General features: G+C 66.0%; 21 protein-coding genes. 17 read left to right on the top strand and 4 right to left on the bottom strand.

Features of this window, described 5'->3' with window-relative positions; translation table 11 throughout:
• Positions 1 to 58: 58 nt before the first annotated feature.
• The 16 genes from GWQ44_RS13865 (at position 59) to GWQ44_RS13940 (ending at position 14,937) form a co-directional block, all read left to right on the top strand.
• Entirely contained in the window at positions 59 to 793 is a 735-nt protein-coding gene (locus tag GWQ44_RS13865; protein WP_016962650.1) for a glycosyltransferase family 2 protein, read from the top strand.
• On the top strand, positions 790 to 1,734 hold the full coding sequence (locus GWQ44_RS13870) for a glycosyl transferase (protein ID WP_047301229.1): 945 nt from the start codon (positions 790 to 792) through the stop codon (positions 1,732 to 1,734). The genes GWQ44_RS13865 and GWQ44_RS13870 overlap by 4 nt, the downstream gene beginning before the upstream one ends.
• Positions 1,715 to 3,259, top strand: coding sequence for an aromatic amino acid ammonia-lyase (locus tag GWQ44_RS13875; protein WP_016962648.1), 1,545 nt, complete (start codon positions 1,715 to 1,717; stop codon positions 3,257 to 3,259). Before GWQ44_RS13870 ends, GWQ44_RS13875 begins: the two co-directional genes overlap by 20 nt.
• Positions 3,252 to 3,677, top strand: coding sequence for an acyl-CoA thioesterase (locus GWQ44_RS13880; RefSeq protein ID WP_016962647.1), 426 nt, complete (start codon positions 3,252 to 3,254; stop codon positions 3,675 to 3,677). Before GWQ44_RS13875 ends, GWQ44_RS13880 begins: the two co-directional genes overlap by 8 nt.
• A complete protein-coding gene (locus tag GWQ44_RS13885; protein ID WP_275927573.1) occupies positions 3,674 to 4,354 on the top strand; it encodes an outer membrane lipoprotein carrier protein LolA in 681 nt (226 codons plus the stop codon). The genes GWQ44_RS13880 and GWQ44_RS13885 overlap by 4 nt, the downstream gene beginning before the upstream one ends.
• The gene (locus tag GWQ44_RS13890) at positions 4,338 to 6,680 is read left to right on the top strand and encodes a hypothetical protein (protein ID WP_275927574.1); all 2,343 of its coding nucleotides are present in this window, start codon (positions 4,338 to 4,340) and stop codon (positions 6,678 to 6,680) included. Before GWQ44_RS13885 ends, GWQ44_RS13890 begins: the two co-directional genes overlap by 17 nt.
• Positions 6,674 to 7,864, top strand: a complete 1,191-nt coding sequence (locus tag GWQ44_RS13895; RefSeq protein WP_275927575.1) for a sodium:proton antiporter — start codon at positions 6,674 to 6,676, stop codon at positions 7,862 to 7,864. Before GWQ44_RS13890 ends, GWQ44_RS13895 begins: the two co-directional genes overlap by 7 nt.
• Entirely contained in the window at positions 7,851 to 9,098 is a 1,248-nt protein-coding gene (locus GWQ44_RS13900) for an NAD(P)/FAD-dependent oxidoreductase (protein ID WP_103742093.1), read from the top strand. Before GWQ44_RS13895 ends, GWQ44_RS13900 begins: the two co-directional genes overlap by 14 nt.
• Positions 9,095 to 9,856, top strand: coding sequence for a class I SAM-dependent methyltransferase (locus tag GWQ44_RS13905; RefSeq protein ID WP_016962642.1), 762 nt, complete (start codon positions 9,095 to 9,097; stop codon positions 9,854 to 9,856). The genes GWQ44_RS13900 and GWQ44_RS13905 overlap by 4 nt, the downstream gene beginning before the upstream one ends.
• Complete coding sequence (locus GWQ44_RS13910) at positions 9,853 to 10,338, top strand: DUF3261 domain-containing protein (protein ID WP_179598554.1); 486 nt, start codon at positions 9,853 to 9,855, stop codon at positions 10,336 to 10,338. The genes GWQ44_RS13905 and GWQ44_RS13910 overlap by 4 nt, the downstream gene beginning before the upstream one ends.
• The gene (locus GWQ44_RS13915; RefSeq protein ID WP_275927576.1) at positions 10,335 to 11,531 is read left to right on the top strand and encodes a beta-ketoacyl-[acyl-carrier-protein] synthase family protein; all 1,197 of its coding nucleotides are present in this window, start codon (positions 10,335 to 10,337) and stop codon (positions 11,529 to 11,531) included. The genes GWQ44_RS13910 and GWQ44_RS13915 overlap by 4 nt, the downstream gene beginning before the upstream one ends.
• Positions 11,528 to 12,001 (top strand): hotdog family protein, encoded by a 474-nt coding sequence (locus GWQ44_RS13920; protein ID WP_199009128.1) that lies wholly within the window; start codon positions 11,528 to 11,530, stop codon positions 11,999 to 12,001. The genes GWQ44_RS13915 and GWQ44_RS13920 overlap by 4 nt, the downstream gene beginning before the upstream one ends.
• Positions 11,998 to 12,726 (top strand): 3-oxoacyl-ACP reductase FabG, encoded by a 729-nt coding sequence (gene fabG / locus GWQ44_RS13925; RefSeq protein WP_275927577.1) that lies wholly within the window; start codon positions 11,998 to 12,000, stop codon positions 12,724 to 12,726. Before GWQ44_RS13920 ends, fabG begins: the two co-directional genes overlap by 4 nt.
• On the top strand, positions 12,726 to 13,952 hold the full coding sequence (locus tag GWQ44_RS13930) for a beta-ketoacyl-ACP synthase (protein WP_047301207.1): 1,227 nt from the start codon (positions 12,726 to 12,728) through the stop codon (positions 13,950 to 13,952). Before fabG ends, GWQ44_RS13930 begins: the two co-directional genes overlap by 1 nt.
• Before the next feature lie 25 nt (positions 13,953 to 13,977).
• On the top strand, positions 13,978 to 14,427 hold the full coding sequence (locus GWQ44_RS13935; RefSeq protein WP_016966161.1) for a hypothetical protein: 450 nt from the start codon (positions 13,978 to 13,980) through the stop codon (positions 14,425 to 14,427).
• 63 nt (positions 14,428 to 14,490) lie between these two features.
• Complete coding sequence (locus GWQ44_RS13940) at positions 14,491 to 14,937, top strand: hypothetical protein (RefSeq protein ID WP_016966160.1); 447 nt, start codon at positions 14,491 to 14,493, stop codon at positions 14,935 to 14,937.
• Between the two features lie 126 nt (positions 14,938 to 15,063).
• On the opposite strand, the gene GWQ44_RS13945 is transcribed toward GWQ44_RS13940, so the two are convergent.
• On the bottom strand, positions 15,064 to 15,963 hold the full coding sequence (locus GWQ44_RS13945) for a LysR family transcriptional regulator (protein ID WP_275927578.1): 900 nt from the start codon (positions 15,961 to 15,963) through the stop codon (positions 15,064 to 15,066).
• Positions 15,964 to 16,086: 123 nt separating this feature from the next.
• Here GWQ44_RS13945 and GWQ44_RS13950 point away from each other — a divergent pair, with 123 nt between their 5' ends.
• A complete protein-coding gene (locus GWQ44_RS13950; RefSeq protein ID WP_275927579.1) occupies positions 16,087 to 17,346 on the top strand; it encodes an MFS transporter in 1,260 nt (419 codons plus the stop codon).
• Between the two features lie 248 nt (positions 17,347 to 17,594).
• Here GWQ44_RS13950 and hemE read toward each other — a convergent pair whose 3' ends face one another.
• The 3 genes from hemE to gltB all read right to left on the bottom strand — a co-directional run bounded on the left by hemE (position 17,595) and on the right by gltB (position 24,877).
• Positions 17,595 to 18,662: a uroporphyrinogen decarboxylase gene (gene hemE, locus GWQ44_RS13955; protein WP_016966157.1), complete on the bottom strand. Its 1,068-nt coding sequence runs from the start codon at positions 18,660 to 18,662 to the stop codon at positions 17,595 to 17,597.
• 229 nt (positions 18,663 to 18,891) lie between these two features.
• Complete coding sequence (locus GWQ44_RS13960) at positions 18,892 to 20,310, bottom strand: FAD-dependent oxidoreductase (protein ID WP_016966156.1); 1,419 nt, start codon at positions 20,308 to 20,310, stop codon at positions 18,892 to 18,894.
• Positions 20,311 to 20,431: 121 nt separating this feature from the next.
• Positions 20,432 to 24,877, bottom strand: coding sequence for a glutamate synthase large subunit (gene gltB / locus GWQ44_RS13965; protein ID WP_275927580.1), 4,446 nt, complete (start codon positions 24,875 to 24,877; stop codon positions 20,432 to 20,434).
• Positions 24,878 to 24,957 lie beyond the last annotated feature (80 nt).

Here is a 24,957-nt window from a genome sequence, read left to right on the forward strand (position 1 = left end):
AGCGTTGAACCTGGGATTGGCTGGCCAGCCAGCTCCTGCCGTGCAGGGGCCAGCGTCCATGCATAAGCCCTGCGCCGTCATTCCGGTCTACAACCATGAAACCGCCGTGCCCGCCGTGGTCGACGCGCTGCTGGCCCGGGGCCTGCCCTGCGTGCTGGTGGACGACGCCAGCAGCCCGGCCTGTGCCGCGGTACTGGAACAACTGGCCGAGCGCGAGCAGGTGTTCCTGATCCGCCTGGCAATCAACCAGGGCAAGGGCGGTGCGGTCATGGCCGGCCTGCGTGAAGCCGCGCAGCTGGGCTTCAGCCACGCCCTGCAAGTGGACGCCGACGGCCAGCACGACCTGGCGGATGTGGATAACTTCATCCAGCGCTCCCGGGCCCATCCCCAGGCGCTGATCTGCGGTTATCCACAGTACGACGCCAGCGTGCCCAAGGGTCGCCTGTACGCCCGCTACCTGACTCACGTCTGGGTCTGGATCAACAGCCTGTCGCTGCAGATTCCGGACTCCATGTGCGGCTTCCGGGTCTATCCCCTGCCCGCGGCACTGGCCCTGATCGACTCGGTGCAACTGGGCCGGCGCATGGACTTCGACCCGGAGATCCTGGTGCGCCTGTCCTGGCGCAACCAGCCCATGCATTGGCTGCCGACCCGGGTGCACTATCCCCAGGACGGCCTGTCGCACTTTCGCCTGTTCCACGACAACGCGCTGATCTCGAAGATGCACGCCAAGCTGTTCTTCGGCATGTTGGCGCGCCTGCCGCTGATCCTCTGGCGCCGGTGGCGCCCATGAGCCAGACGCCCCCCAACGAACACTGGGCCGAGCACCAGGAGCGCGGCAGCTTCTGGCTGATGAAGCTCACCGCCTTCGGCGTGCGGGTCCTGGGACGACGCCTGCTGAGCCCGGTGCTGTACGTCATCGTGTTCTATTTCTTTGTGTTCGGCCGCAGCGCCCGGCGCAGCATCTGGCAGTACCAGCAGCGCCTGGCGCAATGGAGCGGGCGCGACGAATTGCGCCCCAGCCACTGGCGGGTGTTCGCTCAGTTCATGGCCTTTGCCGATGCCCTGCTGGACAAGCTCGACGTGTGGAACGGCAAGCTGCGCATCGAACAGATCGAGATCATCGACCCGGCGCAACTGCGCCATCAGCTGCGCGGCGAGCGCGGGCAGATGCTGGTGGGCGCGCACCTGGGCAACCTGGAAGTCTGCCGGGCCCTGGCCGAGCTGGGGGAGCAGGTGACCATGAACGTGCTGGTGCACACCAAGCACGCCGAACGCTTCAACCGCCTTTTGGGCGAAGCCGGGGCCAGCCACCTGCGGCTGATCCAGGTCAGCGAGCTGGACCCGGCGATCATGCTGCAACTGAGCCAGCGCCTGGATCGCGGCGAGTGGCTGGCGATTGCCGGCGACCGCGTGCCGCTGCACGGCGGGCGCAATGTGCGGGTGGATTTCCTCGGTCATCCGGCGGCCTTCCCCCAGGGTCCCTGGCTGCTGGCCGGGCTGCTCAAGTGCCCGGTCAACCTGCTGCTGTGCCTGAAACAGCAGGGCCGCTATCAGGTGACCCTCGAACCCTTCGCCGAGGCCGTGCAGTGGAAACGCAACGACCGCCAGCAGGTGATCGCCCAATGGACCGCCCGCTACGCCGAGCGCCTGGGCCACTACTGCCTGCAGGCACCGCAACAATGGTTCAACTTTTACCCATTCTGGAAGACCGATGACGACCTCGACCCATGAGCCGGTAACCTTCGGCGAACACCCCCTGCGCATCGAAGACGTGCTGGCCCTGGCCAACCGCCAGGCGCCGACCCGCCTGCAAGACGACGCCGCCTGGCGCCAGCGGATCGCCAAGGGCGCGCAGTTCCTCGATTCCCTGCTGGACAAGGAAGGGGTGATCTATGGCGTGACCACCGGCTACGGCGACTCCTGCGTGGTGGCGGTGCCGCTGCAGCACGTCGAGGCCCTGCCCCGTCATCTGTACACCTTCCACGGTTGCGGCCTGGGCAAGCTGCTGGACGCCCAGGCCACCCGCGCGGTGCTGGCGGCGCGCTTGCAGTCGCTGTGCCACGGGGTGTCCGGGGTCCGGGTGGAGCTGCTGGAGCGCCTGCAGGCCTTCCTCGACCAGGACATCCTGCCGCTGATCCCGGAAGAAGGCTCGGTGGGCGCCAGCGGCGACCTGACGCCGCTGTCCTACGTGGCGGCGACCCTGTCCGGCGAACGCGAAGTGCTGTTTCGCGGCGAGCGCCGTGAGTCCGCCGACGTGCACCGCGAGCTGGGCTGGGAACCCCTGGTGCTGCGGCCCAAGGAAGCCCTGGCGCTGATGAATGGCACCGCGGTGATGACCGGGCTGGCCTGCCTGGCCTTTGCCCGGGCCGACTACCTGCTGCACCTGGCCACCCGCATCACCGCCCTCAACGTGGTGGCCCTGCAAGGCAACCCGGAGCACTTCGACGAACGCCTGTTCGCCGCCAAGCCGCACCCGGGGCAGATGCAAGTGGCCGCCTGGCTGCGCCAGGACCTGGCCATCGACGCACCGACCGCGCCCCTGCACCGCCTGCAGGACCGCTACTCGCTGCGCTGCGCGCCCCACGTGCTGGGGGTGCTGGCCGACAGCCTGAACTGGCTGCGCAGCTTCATCGAAACCGAACTCAACAGCGCCAACGACAACCCGATCATCGACGCCGAAGCCGAACGCGTGCTGCACGGCGGGCACTTCTATGGCGGACACATCGCCTTCGCCATGGACAGCCTGAAGAACCTGGTGGCCAACGTCGCCGACCTGCTGGACCGGCAACTGGCGCTGCTGGTGGACGTGCGCTACAACCACGGCCTGCCGAGCAACCTGTCCGGCGCCAGCGCCGAACGCGCCATGCTCAACCACGGCTTCAAGGCGGTGCAGATCGGCGCCAGCGCCTGGACCGCCGAAGCCCTGAAAAACACCCTGCCGGCCAGCGTGTTCTCCCGTTCCACCGAGTGCCACAACCAGGACAAGGTGAGCATGGGCACCATCGCCGCCCGCGACGCCATCCGCGTGCTGGAACTGACCGAGCAAGTGGCCGCCGCCACCTTGCTCGCGGCCAACCAGGGCGTCTGGCTGCGCCGCCAGGAAGCCGATGCGCGGCCGCTGCCGCCGGCCCTGGAGGCCATGCACCAGCAACTGGCCGCGGACTTCCCACCGGTGATCGAGGACCGCGCCCTGGAGCGCGAACTGCGCCTGTGCCTGCAACGTATCGCCGAACAACACTGGAGGCTGCATGCGTAGCAAGGGAGTGATCCACGCCGACACCCAGGTGCTGGTGCCGTTCTTCGACGTCGACACCATGCACGTCGTCTGGCACGGGCATTACGTCAAGTACCTGGAAGTCGCCCGCTGCGCCCTGCTGGACAAGCTCGGCCACAACTACAACCAGATGCTCGAATCCGGCTACGCCTGGCCGGTGATCGACCTGCAACTGCGCTACGTGCGCGGCGCGGTGTTCGGCCAGACCCTGAACGTGCGCGCCAGCCTGGTGGAGTGGGAGAACCGCCTGAAGATCAACTACCTGATCACCGACCTGGCCACCGGCGAGCGCCTGACCCGCGCCAGCTCGGTGCAGGTGGCGGTGGAGATCGCCAGCCGGGAAATGCAACTGGCCTCGCCCAAGGTGTTCACCGACGCCGTCGCCAGGGCCCTGCCATGAAGGTAGGAGCGAGCTTGCTCGCGAAGATCGTTGGTCTATCTGCCCATTGCACAAGGCTAAGCACCATGGTGCGGCGGTTCGCGAGCAAGCTCGCTCCTACGGTTTTGGTGCTGTGGTGTGTGCCGGGGCTGGCCCAGGCTTTCGATCTGCAACAGTTGAGCGATCAGCTGTCGCGGCCGGAGGTGATCCACGGCCGCTTCATCCAGGAAAAACACCTGCGCGCCCTGCCCCAGCCTTTGACCAGCAAGGGCCACTTCGTGCTGGCGAAAAATCACGGCCTGCTGTGGCTGCTGCAAACCCCGTTGCAGCAGGACTACCGCATCACCGCCGCCGGCATTGCCCGGCGCGATGCCGGCGGCTGGCAGATGCTGCCGGGCAAGAGCGCCGGGGCCGAGCAGAACCGCCTGTTCCTCGCCGTGCTGCAAGGCGACAGCAGCGGCCTGCAACGGGACTTCGAGCTCAAGCTGCAAGGCAGCGCCGAGGACTGGCACCTGCAGTTGATCCCCCGGTCCCTGCTGCTGAAGCAGATCTTCAACCAGATCAACATCGACGGCGGCGCCCTGGTGCAACGCATCGAACTGCTGGAGGCCCAGGGCGACCGTACCTTGCTGATCATGCAGGACAGCAGCAGCGCCCAACCCTTGAGCGAAGCGGAGCAACATGACTTTGCCGAGTGAACGCTGGCTGCCCCGGGCTTTCCTGATCCTGCTGCTGGCGGTCCTGGCCCTGGGTGCCTGGCAGTGGCGCCACGGCGCGCCGCTGTCGGCCAACCTCATGGAGCTGGTCCCCGGCACCGCCCCGGACGCCCTGGAGCTGCAGGCCGAGCAACGCATGCAGGAGCCGCTGAACCGGGAAATCCTGGTGCTGGTGGGCCACGCCGAGCGCCCGCAGGCGGTGGACATGGCCCGGCAACTGGCCGAGCAGTGGCAGGCCAGCGGGCTGTTCGACAAGGTGCAGTGGAACCTCCAGGCCGACCTGCCGGCCTTGCGCAAGCAGTTGCTGCAAGGCCGCCTGGCGATGCTCGCGGCCAAGGACCGCGAGCAGTTGATCAACCAGCCCCAGGTGTTCATCGAGCAGCGGGTGCAAAGCCTGTTCGACCCCTTTGCCGGCTTCTCCCTGGTGCCGAGCCAGGATGACTGGCTGGGCCTGAGCGGACGCATCCAGAACAGCCAGCCACAACACGGCGCGGTGCAGCTGGATATCGCCAGCGGCGCCCTGGTGGCCGAAGCCGAGGGCCGGCAATGGGTGCTGCTGCGGGCCCATACCCGCGGCAACGCGTTCGACATGCAGTTGCCGCTGCAAGTGGCCGAGCTGCTGCGCCACAGCCGCGAACAGGCGAGCCAGGGCGAGGTCCAGCTGCTGGCCGCCAGCGGCCTGCTGTACGCCGCCAACGGCCAGCAGCAGGCCAGCCGCGAGATCACCTGGGTGGGCGGTGGCGCGACCCTGGGCATCCTCTTGCTGCTGCTCCTGGCCTTTCGCCGCTGGCGCGCCTTGCTGGCCTTCGTCCCGGTGCTGGTGGGCATGCTGTTTGGCGCGGTGGCCTGTGTCGCCCTGTTCGGCCACATGCACGTGATGACCCTGGTGCTGGGGTCGAGCCTGATCGGCGTGGCCGTCGACTACCCGCTGCATTACCTGTCCAAGAGCTGGAGCCTGAACCCCTGGCGCAGCTGGCCGGCCCTGCGCCTGACCCTGCCCGGACTGAGCCTGAGCCTGATCACCAGTTGCATCGGTTACCTGGCCCTGGCCTGGACCCCGTTCCCGGCCCTGACCCAGATCGCCGCGTTCTCCGCCGCCGGCCTGCTGGGGGCCTACCTGTCGGCGGTGTGCCTGCTGCCAGCGCTGCTCAAGGGCGTCGAGTTGCGTCCGGCGCAATGGCCGCTGCGGGTCGCCGAGGCCTTGCTCAGCGTGCGTGAGGCGCTGCTCAAACGCGTGCCGAGCCCAGCGCTGCTGGCCCTGTTGGCGCTGTTCTGCGCCGGCGGCCTGTGGCAACTGGAAAGCAAGAACGACATTCGCCAGTGGGTCGGCGCGCCGCCGCAACTGCTGCAAGAAGCCCAGGCCATTGCCCGGATCACCGGCTATCAACCCACCAGCCAGTTCTTCCTGGTGCGCGCGGCCGACCAGCAGCAATTGCTGCAACGCCTGGGCGCCCTGGACCAGCGCCTGCAGCAACTGGTGAACCTGGGCAAGCTCAAGGGCTACCTGTCCCTGGAGCAACTGCTCAGCCAGGCCCAGGAGCAGCAGCGGGTCCGCGACGCCCTCCGACAATTGCCGCAATTCTGGCAGCCGCTGCTGGCCCTGGGCGTGCCCTTGGAGGCGTTGCAAGCCGAGTTGCAGCAACTGCAGGAACTGCCGCTGACCGATATCGACAGCGCCCTAAACGGCCCCCTGGCCGAACCCTATCGCCCGTTGTGGCTGGGGCCCCATGCCGACGGCGTGGCGGCCATGGTCAGCCTGCAAGGGTTGAACGACGCCGCCCTGCTGCGGGTCCAGGCCGACGATCTGCCCGGGGTGCAACTGGTGGATCGCCTCGATGAGCTGAACCGGGTGTTCGCCGCGACCCAGGTCAGCGCCGCCGAACTCAAGCTGGCCTCCTGCGCGCTGATCGTGCTGCTGCTGATCCTGCCCTTCGGCTTGGGCGGCGCCTTGCGCCTGGTGGCGCTGCCGCTGCTGGCGGCCCTGTGCAGCCTGGCCAGCCTCGGCTGGCTGGGCCAGCCCCTGACCCTGTTCAGCCTGTTCGGCCTGCTGCTGGTGACCGCCATCAGCGTCGACTACGCGATCCTCATGCGCGAGCAGATCGGTGGCGCCGCGGTGAGCCTGCTGGGCACCCTACTGGCGGCCCTGACCACCTGGCTGTCGTTCGGCCTGCTGGCGATTTCCAGCACCCCGGCGGTGAGCAACTTCGGCCTGGCGGTGAGCCTGGGGCTGGCCTTCAGCTTTATCCTCGCGCCCTGGGCCGGCCACACGCCACACCCGTTGCCCGAGGCGGAGCACGGCCCATGCTGATCCTGCTGTTCTGGCTGCTGGCCCTCGGGCTGTTCGCCCTGGCCACCCACGTCGGCCGGCGTCTGGGCCTGATCCCGATTGTCAGCCAACTGCTGCTGGCGACCTTCGGCCTGCCGTTGCTGATGCTCCTGTGGATCGAACCCCACTGGCAGCTGGGCGGCGCGCAGCTGGTCTCCCCGCAATGGCTCAAGTTCCTCTACGGCCTGAGCTTCGCCCTGCTGCTGGGGCACATCCTCAGTGACGTGATCGACCTGCGCCTGGACCGTCAGAGCCTGAAGATCGCCATGCCGAGCTTCGGCATTCCCTTCGCCTGCGGGCTGGCCACGGCCCTGTGGCTGCTGCCGGCGCAACCCTGGATCAGCTCCCTGGCGCTGGGCTTGCTGTTCGCCATCACCGCGATCCCGGTGCTGTACCTGTACCTGCGGCACATCCAGTACCCGCCCGCCGCCACCCGGCGCCTGGTGCAGACCGCGATCCTCATCGACCTGACCTGCTGGAGCCTGTTCGCCCTGGCCCAGGGCAGCCTGCACCTGAGCAGCCTGCTGCTGCCGCTGGCCGGTGCCTGCCTGCCGTTGCTACTGCGTGGCCTGGGCCTGCGCCAGCCGCTGCTGCACAGCCTGGGCTTTTTCGGCCTGCTGGTGCTGGCCGAGCACTACCAGCTCAATGCGCTGATCTTCGGCATCGGCTACCTGCTGTGCATGGCTGCCCTCAAGCTGCCGCTGGTGCTGCCGTTACAGGCTGCCTGGATGCACCGCTTGCAGACCTTGGTCGCCATCCCGCTGATCCTCACGTTCGGCATCGTGCAGATCAATGTGCACAGCGCCATGGACAGCCTCGGCTGGGTGCAGCTGGCGGCGCTGCTGGTGCTGCCGATTGCCAGCAAGCTGCTGGGCAACTGGCTGGGCCTGGGCTGGGCCGGCGCCTCCTTCGAGGGCGCCAGCCGCTGGCGGGAAAGCCTGCTGCTGAACATTCGCGGCTTGAGCGAGATCGTCTTTCTCAACCTGCTGCTGCAACAACAGCTGATCAGCCCGGCGCTGTACTTCGCGCTGATGCTCATGGGCCTGATCGCCACCCTGCTGCCGGCCCTGGCCGGGATGCACCGAACACCTCGGACCGCGCCCCACGCGGCCCCCTTGAATCTGAACATCGCCAAACCGGCAAGGAGCCCCAGTGCCAACAGTTGAAATGCAACGTCGCCAGGTCGTGGTGATCGGTGCCGGTCCCTCGGGGGCCATCGCGGCCGCGCTGCTCAAGCGCCAGGGCCATGACGTGCTGATCGTCGAGCGGCAACATTTCCCGCGTTTCTCCATCGGCGAAAGCCTGCTGTCCCACTGCCTGGATTTCGTCGAGGAAGCCGGGATGCTGGAGGCGGTGCAGGCCGCCGGATTCCAGCTGAAAAATGGCGCGGCGTTTGCCTGGGGCGAGCACTACAGCACCTTCGATTTCGGCGACACCTTCAGCCGTGGCAAGCCCACCACCTTCCAGGTGCAGCGCGCCGACTTCGACAAGCTGCTGGCCGATCAGGCGGCGCTGCAAGGGGTCGAGATCCGCTACGGCGAGGAGATCATCGCAGTGGACGTGGAGCGGCCCTTGCCGCAGCTCGACTGCCGCCGCGAGGACGGCAGCCAGTACCGCATCGAAGCGGACTTCATCCTCGACGCCAGCGGCTACGGCCGGGTGCTGCCGCGCCTGCTGGAGCTGGAAGCGCCGTCGAACTTCCCGGTACGCCGGGCGGTATTCACCCATGTCGAAGACCGCATCGACTGCGAGCATTTCGACCGCAACAAGATCCTCATCACCACCCACCCGGAGCACCGCGACATCTGGTTCTGGAGCATCCCCTTCAGCAACGGCCGCTGCTCGGTGGGCGTGGTGGCCGCCGATGAACACTTCGCCGGACGTGATGGCGACCTGGACGCCTGCCTGCGCGGCTTCATCAACGAAACCCCGAGCCTGGCCAGGGTCCTGGAAAACGCCGAGTGGGACACCCCGGCGCGGACCATCGGCGGCTACTCGGCCAACGTCAGCACCCTGCACGGCCCGGGCTTCGCCCTGCTGGGCAATGCCGCGGAGTTCCTCGACCCGGTGTTCTCCTCCGGGGTGACCATCGCCATGCGCTCGTCGAGCATGGCCGCCGCCGTGCTGCACCGGCAGTTGCAGGGCGAAAGCGTCGACTGGGCGAGCGAGTTCGCCGCACCGCTCAAGCGTGGCGTCGATACCTTCCGCTGCTACGTCGAGGGCTGGTACGCCGGCAGCTTCCAGGACGTGATCTACCACCCCGGCAGTTCGCCGGAAATCCGCCGCATGATCAGTTCGATCCTCGCCGGTTACGCCTGGGATGAGCGCAACCCCTTCGTCAGCGAGCCCAAGCGCCGGCTCAAGGCGCTGTCGGAAGTCTGCGCGAGGGACGTGGCATGAGCGAGCAAAGCGGCCAGTACCTGAGCCCCAGCTACGTCGAGGAAACCCGCTTCGGCTTCTGGTTCCTGCGCAGCCACACCTGGCAGCACCATGTGCTGCGGGTGGCGATCAACGACCTGCGTTCACTGTTCGACGGCGAACCGCCGGCCCATCCGGTGCTGCTGGATGCCGGCTGCGGCCAGGGCAAATCCTTCCAGCACCTGCGTCGGGTGTTCGCCCCGCAGCGCCTGATCGGTATCGACGCCGACCCCCACAGCCTCAAGCTCAGCGCCGAAGAAGCCCGGCGCCAAGAGTTCGCGGTGGAACTGATCGGCAGCGACTGCGCGAGCCTGCAACTGGCCGACGCCAGCGTCGACCTGCTGTTCTGCCACCAGACCTTCCATCACCTGGTGGAACAGGAAAAGGCCCTGGCCGAGTTCTACCGGGTGCTCAAGCCCGGGGGCTACCTGCTGTTCGCCGAATCCACCGAGGCCTACATCGATACCTGGGTGATCCGCTGGCTGTTCCGCCATCCGATGCAGGTGCAGAAAAGTGCCGATGAATATTTGCAGATGATTCGTCGGCAGGGCTTTGAATTCGGCCCGCAGAACGTGTCTTATCCCTACCTGTGGTGGAGTCGCGCCAAGGACTTCGGCCTGCTGGAACGCCTCGGCCTGCGCCAGCCGCCGCCGGTGGGCCAGCGCGAGGAAACCCTGGTCAACGTGGTGGCGCGCAAGCCTCTGGATGCCAGTGTTGCCGGGGCAGGTGGGTGCGCATGATCCGCGCTCTGTTGCTCGGGTGTGTCCTGTTGCTGAGCGCTTGCGTCAGTCAGGCGCCGCTGCCCGAGCGCATGCCTACCCTGGCGTTGCCATTGCAACTGCATGTAGAGCGCCAGGCCGACGGACAACGCCAGGACTGGCTGCTGGTGATCCAGGCCGAAGGCCCGGACCTGCGCTGGTCGCTGATGGACCCGCTGGGCATTCCCCAGGCCCGTCAGCGCCTGGTGGCTGGCCAGTGGCAGGCCGACGGTCTGCTGCCGCCCAACCCGGAGGCCCGGGAGCTGTTCGCCGCCCTGCTGTTCGCCCTCACCCCCGCGGCCGAACTGCGGGCCAACTACCCCGGCGCCCTTGAGCAAGGCACGCGACGCACCCTCGGCCCACGCTGGCGGATTGACTATCAACAACCTCTGGATTTCGAGTTGAACCTGCCTCAAGGCCCGCATTACCACATCAGCCCACTGAGCACCGGGAGCACGCCATGACGGCCTACCTCAATGCCCTCGGGGTGATCTGCGCCCTGGGCCGCAATCGCCGGGAAGTCGCCCGCAGCCTGTTTGCCGGCGACTGCTCGGGCATGCGCGAAGAAAGCCACTGGGTGCCCGAGCGCAGCCTGCCGGTGGCGGCGGTTCGTGGTGCGCTGGCGAGCATGCCGGACGGCCTGCAAGCGCAGAACAGCCGCAACAACCAGCTGTTGCTGGAGGCCACGCTGCAGATCGAGGACGACATCCGCCAGGCGATCCAGCGTTACGGCCGGGGCCGCATCGGCATCGTCCTGGGCACCAGCACCTCAGGGATCGACGAAGCCAGCCGGGGCATTGCCCGTTATCTGCAGGACCGGCAGTTTCCCGCCGAATACGACTACCGCCAGCAGGAGCTCAGCGCCCCGGCGAACTTCCTCGCCGACTGGCTGCAACTCTGCGGCCCGGCCTATGTGATTTCCACCGCCTGCACCTCCAGCGCCCGGGCCCTGATCAGCGCCCGGCGCCTGCTCGACCTGGGCCTGTGCGACGCCGTGCTGTGCGGCGGGGTCGACAGCCTGTGCAAGCTCACCCTGAACGGCTTCACCGCCCTGGAAGCGGTGTCCGCGCAGCGCTGCAATCCGTTCTCGCGCAACCGTGACGGGATCAACATCGGCGAGGCGGCGGCGCTGTTCCTGATGAGCCGGGAGGCCTGCGGCGAAGCTCCCATCGCCCTGCTCGGCGGTGGCGCCAGCTCCGATGCCTACCATATTTCCGCCCCGGCTCCCGATGGCCGTGGCGCCTTGCAGGCCATGCGCCTGGCGCTGCGCGGCGCCGGCCTGCAGCCACGGCAGATCGACTACCTGAACCTGCACGGCACCGCCACCCAGCACAACGACGCCATGGAAAGCCTGGCGGTGGCCCAGCTGTTCCCCGAGGGCCTGCCCTGTTCCTCGACCAAGCCCATGAGCGGCCACACCCTGGGCGCCGCCGGAGCCCTGGAAGCGGCGTTCTGCTGGCTGGCCCTGAGCGCCGACAACCCCGACCGGGCGCTGCCGCCCCATGTCTGGGACGCCGAGGCCGACCCGGCCCTGCCGCCCCTGCGCTGGGTCACCCCGGCCGACCGGCTGGCGGCGCATGCACCGCGCCACCTGATGAGCAATTCCTTCGCCTTCGGTGGCAACAACGTCAGCCTGATAATCGGAGACGCCCCATGATCGATTGGCCGCTCGCCGAACTGCTGCCCCACGCCGGGGACATGATCCTCATCGATCAGGTCCTGGCCTTTGATGAAGAACAGATCCGTACCCGCCTCCAGGTTCGCCCCGGCGGCCTGTTCAACCGCCCCGACGGCAGCCTGCCGGCCTGGGTCGGCATCGAACTGATGGCCCAGAGCGTGGCCGCCTACGCCGGCTGTCGTGCGCGCCAGCAAGGCCTGCCGGTGGAGCTGGGCTTTCTGCTGGGCAGCCGCAAGTTCGAATGCAATGTCGAGCACTTCCCGGTCGACAGCCTGCTGGAGATCCACGCCCTGCGCTCCCTCGAAGACGACAACGGCATGGGCGTGTTCGAATGCCACCTCAGCGGCCCCGGCATTGCCGCCACGGCACGCCTGAACGTGTACCGTCCGCCCCAGGCCGCCGACTATCTGCATGAAACACCTGCCTCTTCTACAGGAACTCCCTCATGACTGACTCCGTACTGGTCACCGGCTCCAGCCGTGGCATCGGCCGCGCCATCGCCTTGCGCCTGGCCCAGGCTGGCTATGACCTGGTGCTGCACTGCCGCAGTGGCCGCAGCGAAGCCGAAGCCGTCAAGGGCGAGATCGAAGCCCTGGGCCGTAGCGCCCGCATCCTGCAATTCGACGTGTCGGAGCGAGCGGCCTGCAAGGCCGCGCTGGAAGCCGACGTCGAAACCCATGGCGCCTATTACGGCGTGGTGCTCAACGCCGGGCTGACCCGCGACGGCGCCTTCCCGGCCCTCAGCGAAGACGACTGGGACCAGGTGCTGCGCACCAACCTCGACGGTTTCTACAACGTCCTGCACCCGGTGATGATGCCGATGATCCGCCGCCGCGCCGCCGGGCGCATTGTCTGCATCACCTCGGTGTCGGGGCTGATCGGCAACCGCGGCCAGGTCAACTACAGCGCCTCCAAGGCCGGCCTGATCGGCGCCGCCAAGGCCCTGGCCATCGAGCTGGGCAAGCGCAAGATCACCGTCAACTGCGTGGCCCCGGGGCTGATCGACACCGCCATGCTCGATGAGAACGTGCCGGTGGACGAGCTGATGAAGATGATCCCCGCCCAGCGCATGGGCACCCCGGAAGAAGTCGCCGGCGCGGTGAACTTCCTGATGTCCGCCGAGGCCGCCTACATCACCCGCCAGGTGCTGGCGGTGAACGGGGGCCTGTGCTGATGAAACGCGTGGTTGTCACCGGCATGGCCGGCATCACCTCCCTGGGCAGCGACTGGGCCAGCATCGCCGAGCGCTTCGCCGCCAACCGCAGCGGCATCCGGCGCATGGATGAATGGGACCGCTTCAGCGAGCTCAACACCCGCCTGGCCGGCCCCATCGATGACTTCCAGGTGCCTGGCCACTGGACCCGCAAGCAACTGCGCAGCATGGGCCGGGTTTCGCGGCTGGCCGTGGGCGCCGCCGAGCAGGCCCTGGCCGACGCCGGACTGCTGGGCGACCCGTCGATCAAGGACGGGCGCATGGGCGTGGCCTGTGGCTCCTCCACCGGCAGCACCGACGAGATCAAGGCTTTCGGCAACATGCTGCTGAACTCGGTGGCCGAGGGGCTCAACGCCAACTCCTACGTGCGCATGATGCCCCACACCACCGCGGCCAATATCAGCATCTTCTTCGGCCTCACCGGACGCCTGATTCCCACCTCCAGCGCCTGCACCAGCGGCAGCCAGGGCATCGGCTACGCCTATGAAGCGATCAAGTTCGGGCGCCTGCCGCTGATGCTCGCCGGCGGCGCCGAAGAGCTGTGCCCCACCGAGGCCATGGTGTTCGACGCGCTCTATGCCACCAGCCTGAAAAACGATGCGCCCCACACCAGCCCCCGGCCCTACGACACCGACCGCGACGGCCTGGTGATCGGTGAAGGCGGCGGCATGCTGGTGCTCGAAGAGCTGGAACACGCCCTGGCCCGTGGCGCGCGCATTCACGCGGAAATCGTCGGTTTCGGCAGCAACGCCGACGGCCAGCACACCACCCGTCCCGAGCAGAGCACCATGCGCCGGGCCATGGAGCTGGCGCTGGAAGATGCGATGCTGGACCCGGCGGCCATCGGCTACGTCAACGGCCATGGCACCGCCACCGAGCAGGGCGACATCGCCGAGACCCTGGCCACCCACAGCCTGTTCGGCAGCCGCATGCCCATCAGTTCGCAGAAGAGTTTTCTCGGCCACACCCTGGGCGCCTGCGGGGCCCTGGAATCCTGGTTCAGCATCGAGATGCTCAACCGCGACCTGTACGTGCACACCTGCAACCTGGACCGGATCGACCCGCGCTGCGGCGAGCTGGACTACCTGCAGGGCGGTTTCCGGGCCATGAGCCACGAATTCGTGATGAACAACAACTTTGCCTTTGGCGGGGTCAACACCTCGTTGATCTTCCGCCGCTGGCCTTGACGCCCAACCCCACTGGAGAAATGGAATGTCCTCCCTGTTTCGCGCAACGCTGATCGTCCTGGCCCTGCTGAGCACGGCCGCCTGCACCAGCAAACCGATGTACACCCCGAACCGGGTCATCCCGGCCACCATCCAGGCCAGCCAGGAGCAGGTCAAACAGGCGATCCTGAAGAATCTGGTGGCCCGCAAGTGGACAGTGCAACGCATCAGCCCGGAGCTGATCCAGGCCGAGATCACCGTGCGCGGCCAGTTCCACGCCGAGATCGATATCCCGTACAGCGCCAGCACCTACAAGATCGTCTACCGCGACAGCCGCGACCTGGACTACAAGGACGGCAAGATCCACAAGAACTACATCCGCTGGGTGCGCCTGCTGGACAAGGGCATCCTGCGCGAGCTGCGGGACAACCAGAACGAGCGGACCGCGCAACAACTGTCAGACGCCGCGGCCAAGAGCTTCCCGGCTGGCCAATGATCATCCCCCGGTGACCGCGGTCACCGGGCTGCTTTGCCCCCTTTTCAAGTCAAGGAGACTGCGATGCGTTTGAAGACCCTGGCGGCAACCGCCACCCTGCTGCTGTGCACCCTGCCCGGCGTCAGCCAGGCCCGCGACACCGCCCTGTTCCTGCCGTTCGACAAGGTGGTGGCCGAAGCCATCAGCACCGGCAAGATCGACGGCAGCGTGAAGTTCTACCTGGCGGGCAACAAGCCCGCCGGCAAGGTCAGCGTGCTCAGCCCCGGCGCCGTGACCAACAAGAAGACCAACGCCTTCGGCAAGGCGGACCAGGTGGCCTGCGAGTGGGCCCTGCAGTCGGCGCTGATCACCCTGCATGAAGCGGCGAAGAAAGTCGGCGCCAACGCCGTGACCGACATCGCCAGCTTCTACAAGAGCCGCGAGCGCAAGGACGCCACGACCTATGAGTGCCATGCCGGCGCGATCATGGCGGGCGTGGCGCTGCGCGGGGATCTGTCGAAAGTGCAGTGAGCCGTTGCACACCGCGAAGGGCGCCTTGAGGCGCCCTTTTTTATGGGCGAGCCGCTGGTCGGGAGACCGGGGCCGTGCGTGCAGGTGAAAGCGCGGGAGACGATCGGCTGATGCGGCAGCGCCGGCTCAGGAGGCGGCCCCGGTCTTGCGCGTCAGGAGCTCGACAAAGGCCCTGGCCATGGGTGAGCACTGATCCTTGCGCTGCACCAGCCACACCGCGGTCATGGCCTCGGGGTCCAGCAGCCGGCGGTAGACCACGCCGTCGATGCGCATGCGCTGGTAGGACGCCGGCAGCACCGAAACCCCCAGGCCCGCCGCCACCAGGCCGATGATGGTCATGGCCTCCGCCGCCTCCTGGGCAAAATGCGGGGTGAAACCGGCGTCCCGGGACAGGCTGAGCAATTGCGCATACAAGCCGCTGCCGTAGCTGCGAGGGAAGAACACAAAGGGCTCCTGGGCCAGCGCCGCCAAATGCAGGCCCTCTTCGCTGCCACTGGCCAGCGGGTGCTTGGAACTGAGCACCGCCACCAGCGGTTCGCGCAGCAGCTCCACCACCGACAGCGAATCGGGCAATGGCAGGGGCCGCATGATGCCGACCTGGATCGACTGGTCCACCAGCGCCTCGGCCACCTGGGTGCTGCTCATTTCCTTGAGCTTGAGGTGCACCGCTGCAAAGCGCTGGCGAAAGGCGAAGATCGCCTGGGGAATGGTCGAGTTGAACGGCGCCGACGAGGTGAAGCCGATCTTCAGCTCCCCCAGTTCGCCCAGCTGCGCACGCCGCGCCACGTCCGCCGCCTTGTCCACCTGGGCCAGCGCCAGGCGCGCCTCTTCAAGGAACAGGCGTCCGGCCTCGCTGAGCTCGACCCGACGATTGGTGCGCTCGAACAGGCGGGCACCCACCTCCTGCTCCAGGGCCTGGATCTGCTGGCTCAGGGGCGGCTGGGAAATGCCCAGGACCTGGGCCGCGCGGCCGAAGTGCAGCTCTTCGGCGACGGCGATGAAGTAGCGCAAGTGACGCAATTCCATGGGGCGGCTCCATTGAGTCGTTAAAGCTATCAAACAGGTCGAACAATATATTGGAAAGGAACATTAGCCAGCTATATGCTTTTTTCCATTGCCTGACCGGCTGCGCTGCCCCCCGAGGTTCCCGTGAAAACCGCTGTCGCCCCCCTTGCCCACGAAATCCCCTCCACGCCCCTGGACGAGGTGGTCGCCCAGCTCAACGAGGTCTACATCGAAAAAGGCACGCCGCTGTTCATGCGCACCGTGCTGGCGCTGTTCTCCGGAGGCTTTGCCACCTTCGCCCTGCTGTATTGCGTGCAACCGATGATGCCGCTGCTGTCCACGGAGTTTTCCATCAATGCGGCCCAGAGCAGCCTGATCCTCTCAGTCGCCACCGCCATGCTGGCCATCGGTCTGTTGATCACCGGGCCGATTTCCGACCGCATCGGCCGCAAGCCGGTGATGCTCGCCGCCCTGCTGGCCGCCGCCCTGTGCACCATCGCCAGCGCGCTGATGCCCAGCTGGCACGGGGTGCTGCTGATGCGAGCGCTGGTGGGGCTGTCCCTGAGCGGGCTGGCGGCCGTGGCCATGACCTACCTCAGCGAAGAGATCCACCCGCAGCACATCGGCCTGGCCATGGGCCTGTACATCGGCGGCAACGCCATTGGCGGCATGAGCGGGCGGCTGATCACCGGGGTGCTGATCGATTTTGTCAGCTGGCACACGGCGATGCTGGTGATCGGCGGCCTGGCGCTGATTGCAGCGGCGGTGTTCTGGCGCATCCTTCCCGAGTCGCGCAACTTCCGCCCGCGCTCGCTGCATCCGCGCAGCCTGCTGGACGGCTTTACCATGCACTTTCGCGACGCCGGCCTGCCCTGGCTGTTTCTCGAAGGCTTCCTGCTGATGGGGGCCTTCGTCACCTTGTTCAACTACATCGGCTATCGCCTGCTGGCCGAGCCCTATCACCTGAGCCAGGCCCTGGTCGGCCTGCTGTCGGTGGTCTACCTGTCGGGCATCTACAGCTCGGCGAAGATCGGTGCCCTGGCCGACCAGCTGGGCCGGCGTCGGGTGCTGTGGGCCACCATCGTGCTAATGCTCGCGGGCATTGCCCTGACCCTGCTCGCCCCACTGGCCCTGGTGCTGGTCGGCATGCTGCTGTTCACCTTCGGCTTCTTCGGTGCCCACTCGGTGGCCAGCAGCTGGATCGGTCGCCGCGCCACCAAGGCCAAGGGCCAGGCCTCCTCGCTGTACCTGTTCAGCTACTACGCCGGGTCGAGCATCGCCGGCACCGCGGGCGGGGTGTTCTGGCACCTGGCGGGGTGGAACGGCATCGGCCTGTTTATCGGCGCCCTGTTGCTCGGGGCACTGCTGATTGCCGTGAAACTGGCGAGACTGCCGCCGTTGTGACGCCTGGCCTGTGTGCAGGCGTTCGTCAGGCAGGTGCAGGTCTCGAGGGCCCTTTCGCCGGCAAGCCGGCTCCTACACGGATCGGGGCTGTGCCGGCGGGCCCTTGTGGGAGCTGGCTTGCCAGCGAAGGCGGCCGACAGGCAGGAGCAAGTCTCGAGGGCCTATTCGCCAGCAAGCTGGCTCCTACAAAAAAGGGTTCGCCAATGAAAACGCCCGGCAGGTGCCGGGCGTTTTTTATCGGGTGGCGCTTATGCGTGGTATTGCGCCGACAACTCGTGCACCGCCTCCAGGAAGGCTCCGGCGTGCTCCGGTTTGACTTCCGGGGTGATGCCGTGGCCCAGGTTGAACACGTGGCCGCTGCCGGTGCCGTAGCTGGCGAGGATGCGCGCCACTTCGCTGCGGATCGCCTGCGGGTTGGCATACAGCACGGTGGGGTCCATGTTGCCTTGCAGGGCGACCTTGCTGCCGACCCGGCGGCGGGCTTCGCCAATGTCGCAGGTCCAGTCCAGGCCCAGGGCATCGGCGCCGGCATCGGCAATGCTTTCCAGCCACAGGCCGCCGCCCTTGGTGAACAGGATCACCGGCACCTTGCGCCCGTCGTGCTCGCGGATCAGGCCGCTGACGATCTTGCGCATGTAGGCCAGGGAGAACTCCTGATAAGCCGCCGAGGAAAGGCTGCCGCCCCAGCTATCGAAAATCTGCACCGCCTGGGCACCGGCCAGGATCTGCCCGTTGAGGTAGGACGTGACCGACTGCGCCAGCTTGTCCAGCAGCAGGTGCATGGCTTGCGGGTTGTCGTAGAGCATGGCCTTGGACTTGCGGAAGTCTTTCGAGGAGCCGCCTTCGACCATGTAGGTGGCGAGGGTCCAGGGGCTGCCGGCAAAACCGATCAGCGGTACGCGGCCATTGAGTTCACGACGAATGGTGCTGACCGCATCCATCACATAGCCCAGGTCCTTTTGCGGATCAGGGATCGGCAGGGCTTCGATGTCGGCCAGGGTGCTGACCACTTTCTTGAAGCGCGGACCTTCGCCGGTTTCAAAGTACAGGCCTTGGCCCATGGCGTCGGGGATGGTCAGGATGTCGGAGAAGAGGATCGCCGCATCCAGCTGGGGATAGCGGTCCAGAGGCTGCAGGGTGACTTCGCAGGCGAACGCCGGGTTCATGCACAGGCTCATGAAGTCACCGGCATTGGCACGGCTGGCGCGGTATTCAGGCAAGTAGCGCCCAGCCTGACGCATCATCCACACCGGGGTGACGTCTACGGGTTGCTTGAGCAGGGCACGAAGGAAACGGTCGTTCTTCAGGGCAGTCATGTCGGCATCCGGAAAAAAAGTGGGGGCATTTTCTCAGAGCGCGACACAAAAGGCACGGCAAGAGCCGTGCCTTTTATGTATCAGGTCAATTTATCGCGGACTACAAGCAGTTGTTTAAGCGTCGCGAGCGAAGGCAAGGCAAGGCGAAAACAGACGAGGAAGCGGAGTTGACTGCTGTCAATGAGCATTCCGAGTCTGTTTTCAACGCAGCATTGCCGAGCGCAGCAGCTTAAACGCCCAGGTAGTCGAGGATGCCTTCGGCGGCGTTGCGCCCTTCGAAGATCGCCGTCACCACGAGATCAGAACCACGCACCATGTCGCCACCGGCGAAGATCTTCGGGTTGCTGGTCTGGTGCTTGTACTGACCTTGTTCAGGTGCAACGACCCGGCCCTGGCTGTCGGTCTGGATCTGGAACTGCTCGAACCACGGCGCCGGGCTCGGGCGGAAACCGAAGGCGATGACCACGGCGTCGGCCGGGATGATCTCCTCGGAACCGGGGATCGGCTCGGGGCTGCGGCGGCCACGGGCGTCCGGTTCGCCGAGACGGGTCTCGACCACCTTCACGCCTTCGACCTTGTCTTCACCGACGATGGCGATCGGCTGGCGGTTATAGAGGAATTTCACGCCTTCTTCCTTGGCGTTCTTCACCTCTTTGCGCGAGCCGGGCATGTTGGCTTCGTCACGACGATAGGCGCAGGTCACCGACTTGGCGCCCTGGCGGATCGAGGTGCGGTTGCAGTCCATCGCGGTGTCGCCACCGCCCAGTACCACCACCTTCTTGCCCTTCATGTCGACGAAGTCTTCCGGCGACTTTTCAAAGCCCAGGTTGCGGTTGACGTTGGCGATCAGGAAGTCGAGCGCGTCGTACACCCCCGGCAGGTCCTCGCCGGCAAAGCCGCCCTTCATGTAGGTGTAGGTGCCCATGCCCATGAACACCGCATCGTATTCGGCGAGCAGTTGCTCCATGGTCACGTCCTTGCCGACCTCAGTGTTGAGGCGGAACTCGATGCCCATGCCGCTGAAGACTTCGCGACGATTGCTCAGCACGGTCTTTTCCAGCTTGAACTCGGGGATGCCGAAGGTCAGCAGGCCGCCGATTTCCGGGTTCTTGTCGAACACCACCGGGGTCACGCCGCCCCGCACCAGCACGTCGGCGCAGCCCAGGCCCGCCGGGCCCGCGCCGATGATCGCCACACGCTTGCCGGTGGGCTTGACCTTGGACATGTCCGGGCGCCAGCCCATGGCGAAGGCGGTGTCGGTGATGTACTTCTCCACCGAACCGATGGTCACCGCGCCAAAGCCGTCGTTGAGGGTGCAGGCACCCTCGCACAGACGATCCTGCGGGCAGACCCGGCCGCAGACTTCCGGCAGGGTGTTGGTCTGGTGCGACAGCTCGGCGGCGGCGAGGATGTTGCCCTCGGCCACCAGCTTGAGCCAGTTGGGAATGAAGTTGTGCACCGGGCACTTCCATTCGCAGTACGGGTTGCCACACCCCAGGCAGCGGTGGGCCTGGTCGGCCGATTGCTGGGGTTTGAACGGTTCGTAGATCTCCACGAACTCTTTCTTGCGCTGACGCAACAGTTTCTTCTTCGGATCCTTGCGCCCGACATCGATGAACTGGAAGTCGTTATTCAGACGTTCAGCCATTTTTCAAAACCTCTATACAGCAGCTGCAAGCTCTAGGCTGCAAGCCGCAAGTCGATCACGTATGCCCGGCAAACCTCGAACCGCTTCATTTGCAGCTTGAGGCTTGCCACTTGCAGCTGCTTTATTGCGGACTGGCACGGGTGCTGGTGAGCAGCGATTTCAGGTTCGCTGCCTTGGGTTTGACCAGCCAGAATCGACGCAGGTAGTCGTCGAGGTTCTCGGCCAGTTCACGCCCCCACTCGCTGTCGGTTTCCGCGACGTACTCGTTCAGCACGTTTTGCAGGTGGCTGCGATAGGCTTCCATCGCTTCGCCGCTGATCCGCTGGATTTCCACCAGTTCGTGGTTGACCCGGTCAACGAAGGTGTTGTCCTGGTCGAGCACGTAGGCGAAACCGCCGGTCATGCCTGAGCCGAAGTTGTAACCGGTCTTGCCCAGGACGCAGACGAAACCACCGGTCATGTACTCGCAGCAGTGATCGCCAGTGCCTTCCACCACGGTGTGGGCACCAGAGTTACGCACGGCAAAACGCTCGCCCGCGGTGCCGGCGGCGAACAGCTTGCCGCCAGTGGCGCCGTACAGGCAGGTGTTGCCGATAATGGCGCTGTCCTGAGTCTTGTAGACGCTGCCCTTGGGCGGAACGATGACCAGTTTGCCGCCGGTCATGCCCTTGCCCACGTAGTCGTTGGCATCGCCTTCCAGGTACAGGTTCAGGCCGCCGGCGTTCCACACGCCGAAGCTCTGGCCCGCAGTGCCCTTGAAGCGGAAGGTGATCGGCGCCTGGGCCATGCCCTGGTTGCCATGGAGCCGGGCGATCTCGCCGGAGATCCGTGCGCCGATGGAACGGTCGCAGTTGCAGATGTCCAGGTCGAACTCGGCGCCGCTCTTGTCGTTGATCGCCGAACGCGCCATGTCGACCATTTTTTCGGCCAGCAGGCCCTGGTCGAACGGCGGGTTGCGGTCCACCTGGCAGAACTGCGGTTTGTCCGCCGGGATATGGTCGCTACCCAGCAACGGGGTCAGGTCCAGGTGGTGCTGCTTGGCGGTCTGGCCTTCGAGGATTTCCAGCAGATCGGTGCGACCGATCAGTTCCTCCAGGGAACGCACGCCGAGCTTGGCCAGCCACTCACGGGTTTCCTCGGCGACGTAGGTGAAGAAGTTCACCACCATGTCGACGGTGCCGATGTAGTGGTCCTTGCGCAGCTTCTCGTTCTGGGTGGCGACGCCGGTGGCGCAGTTGTTCAGGTGGCAGATGCGCAGGTACTTGCAACCCAGGGCGATCATCGGCGCGGTGCCGAAGCCGAAGCTTTCGGCGCCGAGGATGGCCGCCTTGATCACGTCGAGGCCGGTTTTCAGGCCGCCGTCGGTCTGCACCCGGACCTTGCCGCGCAGGTCGTTGCCGCGCAGGGTCTGGTGGGTTTCCGCCAGGCCCAGTTCCCACGGCGCGCCGGCGTACTTGATCGAGGTCAGCGGCGAAGCGCCGGTGCCGCCGTCGTAGCCGGAAATGGTGATCAGGTCGGCATAGGCCTTGGCCACACCGGCGGCGATGGTGCCAACGCCGGCTTCCGCCACCAGCTTCACCGAGACCAGGGCCTGCGGGTTGACCTGCTTGAGGTCGAAGATCAGTTGCGACAAGTCTTCGATGGAATAGATGTCGTGGTGCGGCGGTGGCGAGATCAGGGTCACGCCGGGCACGGCGTAACGCAGCTTGGCAATCAGGCCGTTGACCTTGCCGCCGGGCAGCTGGCCGCCTTCGCCGGGCTTGGCGCCCTGGGCGACTTTGATCTGCAGCACTTCGGCGTTGACCAGGTACTCCGGGGTCACGCCGAAACGGCCGGTGGCCACTTGCTTGATCTTCGAGCTCTTGATGGTGCCGTAGCGCGCCGGGTCTTCGCCGCCTTCACCGGAGTTGGAACGCGCACCGAGGCGGTTCATGGCTTCGGCCAGGGCTTCGTGGGCCTCGGGCGACAAGGCGCCCAGGGAGATGCCGGCGGAGTCGAAGCGCTTGAGGATCGATTCCAGGGGCTCCACTTCGCTGATGTCCATCGGCGTGTCCAGGGTCTTCACCTGGAACAGGTCGCGGATCATCGACACCGGGCGGTTATCCACCAGCGCGGTGTATTCCTTGAACTTGGCGTAGTCGCCCTGCTGCACGGCGGCCTGCAGGGTGTTGACCACGTCCGGGTTGTAGGCGTGGTATTCGCCACCGTGGACGAACTTCAGCAGGCCGCCTTGCTGGATCGGCTTGCGCGGACTCCAGGCTTCGGCCGCCAGGGCTTTCTGTTCGGCTTCGAGGTCGACGAAACGTGCGCCCTTGATCCGGCTCGGCACGCCACGGAAGCTCAGGTTGCAGACTTCCTCGGACAGGCCGATGGCTTCGAACAGCTGCGCGCCACGGTAGGAGGCGATGGTGGAGATGCCCATCTTCGACAGGATCTTCAGCAGGCCCTTGGTGATGCCCTTGCGGTAGTTCTTGAACACCTCGTAGAGGTCGCCCAGCACTTCACCGGTACGGATCAGGTCGCCCAGCACTTCGTAGGCCAGGAACGGATAGACCGCCGAAGCGCCGAAACCGATGAGCACCGCGAAGTGATGCGGGTCACGAGCGGTGGCGGTTTCCACCAGGATGTTGGAGTCGCAACGCAGGCCTTTTTCGGTCAGGCGGTGGTGCACCGCGCCCGTGGCCAGGGACGCATGGATCGGCAGCTTGCCCGGCGCGATATGGCGGTCGCTGAGGACGATCTGGGTACGACCGGCGCGCACGGCCTCTTCTGCCTGATCGGCGACGTTGCGGATCGCCGCTTCCAGACCGACGCTTTCGTCGTAGTTGAGGTCGATGATCTGCCGCTCGAAGCCCGGGCGGTCGAGGTTCATCAGCGAGCGCCACTTGGCCGGGGAGATCACCGGCGAGCTGAGGATCACCCGCGAAGCGTGCTCGGGCGATTCCTGGAAGATGTTGCGCTCGGCACCGAGGCAGATCTCCAGCGACATGACGATGGCTTCGCGCAGCGGGTCGATCGGCGGGTTGGTGACCTGGGCGAACTGCTGGCGGAAGTAGTCGTAAGGGGTGCGCACGCGCTGCGACAGCACCGCCATCGGCGTGTCGTCGCCCATCGAACCCACGGCTTCGTAGCCTTGCTCGCCCAGCGGACGCAGGACCTGGTCACGTTCTTCGAAAGTGACCTGGTACATCTTCATGTACTGCTTGAGCTGGTCGACGTCGTAGAAGGCCGAACCGTGGTCGTTGTCTTCCATGGTGGCCTGGATGCGCAGGGCGTTCTTGCGCAGCCATTGCTTGTACGGATGGCGCGACTTCAGGCGGTTGTCGATGGCGTCGGTGTCAAGGATCTGCCCGGTTTCGGTGTCCACGGCAAAGATCTGCCCCGGACCGACCCGGCCCTTGGCGATCACGTCCTCGGGCTGGTAGTTCCAGACGCCGATCTCCGAAGCCAGGGTGATGAAACCGTTCTTGGTGGTGACCCAGCGGGCCGGACGCAGGCCGTTGCGGTCCAGCAGGCAGACGGCGTAGCGGCCGTCGGTCATGACCACGCCGGCCGGGCCGTCCCAGGGCTCCATGTGCATGGAGTTGTATTCGTAGAACGCCCGCAGATCCGGGTCCATGGTTTCGACGTTCTGCCACGCTGGCGGAATGATCATGCGCACGCCACGGAACAGGTCGATGCCACCGGTGACCATCAGTTCGAGCATGTTGTCCATGCTCGAAGAGTCGGAACCCACGCGGTTGACCAGCGGCCCGAGTTCTTCCAGATCCATCAGATCGTTGCTGAACTTGGTGCGCCGGGCCTGGGCCCAGTTGCGGTTGCCGGTGATGGTGTTGATCTCGCCGTTGTGGGCGAGGAAGCGGAATGGCTGGGCCAGCGGCCATTTCGGCAGGGTGTTGGTGGAGAAGCGCTGGTGGAACACGCAGATCGCGGTCTGCAGGCGCGGATCACCCAGGTCCGGATAGAAGGCGGCGAGGTCCGCCGGCATCATCAGGCCTTTATAGATGATGGTCTTGTGGGAAAAGCTGCAGATGTAGTGGTCGGTGTCGGCAGCGTTGGCGACCGAGGAGCGACGACGGGAACTGAACAGCTTGACGGCGAAATCCTGATCGCTCAGGCCTTCGCCACCGATGAACACCTGCTCGATCTGCGGCAGGCGCTCCAGGGCCAGACGCCCGAGCACGCTGGTATCGATCGGCACTTTGCGCCAGCCCACCAGTTGCAGGCCGGCGGCCAGGATCTCGCGGTTCATGTTTTCGCGAGCGGCTTCGGCCTTGGCCGGATCCTGGTTGAAGAACACCATGCCCACGGCATATTGCTTGGGCAGGTCGGTGCCGAATTGCTCCTTGGCGACGGCGCGCAGGAACAGGTCGGGCTTTTGCATCAGCAGACCGCAACCGTCGCCGGTCTTGCCGTCCGCGTTGATCCCACCGCGGTGGGTCATGCAGGTCAGGGCCTCAATGGCCGTTTTCAACAGGGTATGACTGGGTTCGCCCTGCATATGGGCTATCAGGCCGAAACCACAGTTGTCCTTAAATTCATCTGGTTGGTACAGACCTGCTTTCATAGACACTTTCTCACCAGGCTGCCTCTTATCGAGACAAATTTCTTTTCAATTCAACCACTTACCATCCACGTCGAACGTAC

This window comes from Pseudomonas sp. 3MA1, assembly GCF_029237275.1.
GTDB classification, from domain to species: Bacteria; Pseudomonadota; Gammaproteobacteria; order Pseudomonadales; family Pseudomonadaceae; genus Aquipseudomonas; species Aquipseudomonas fluorescens_AP.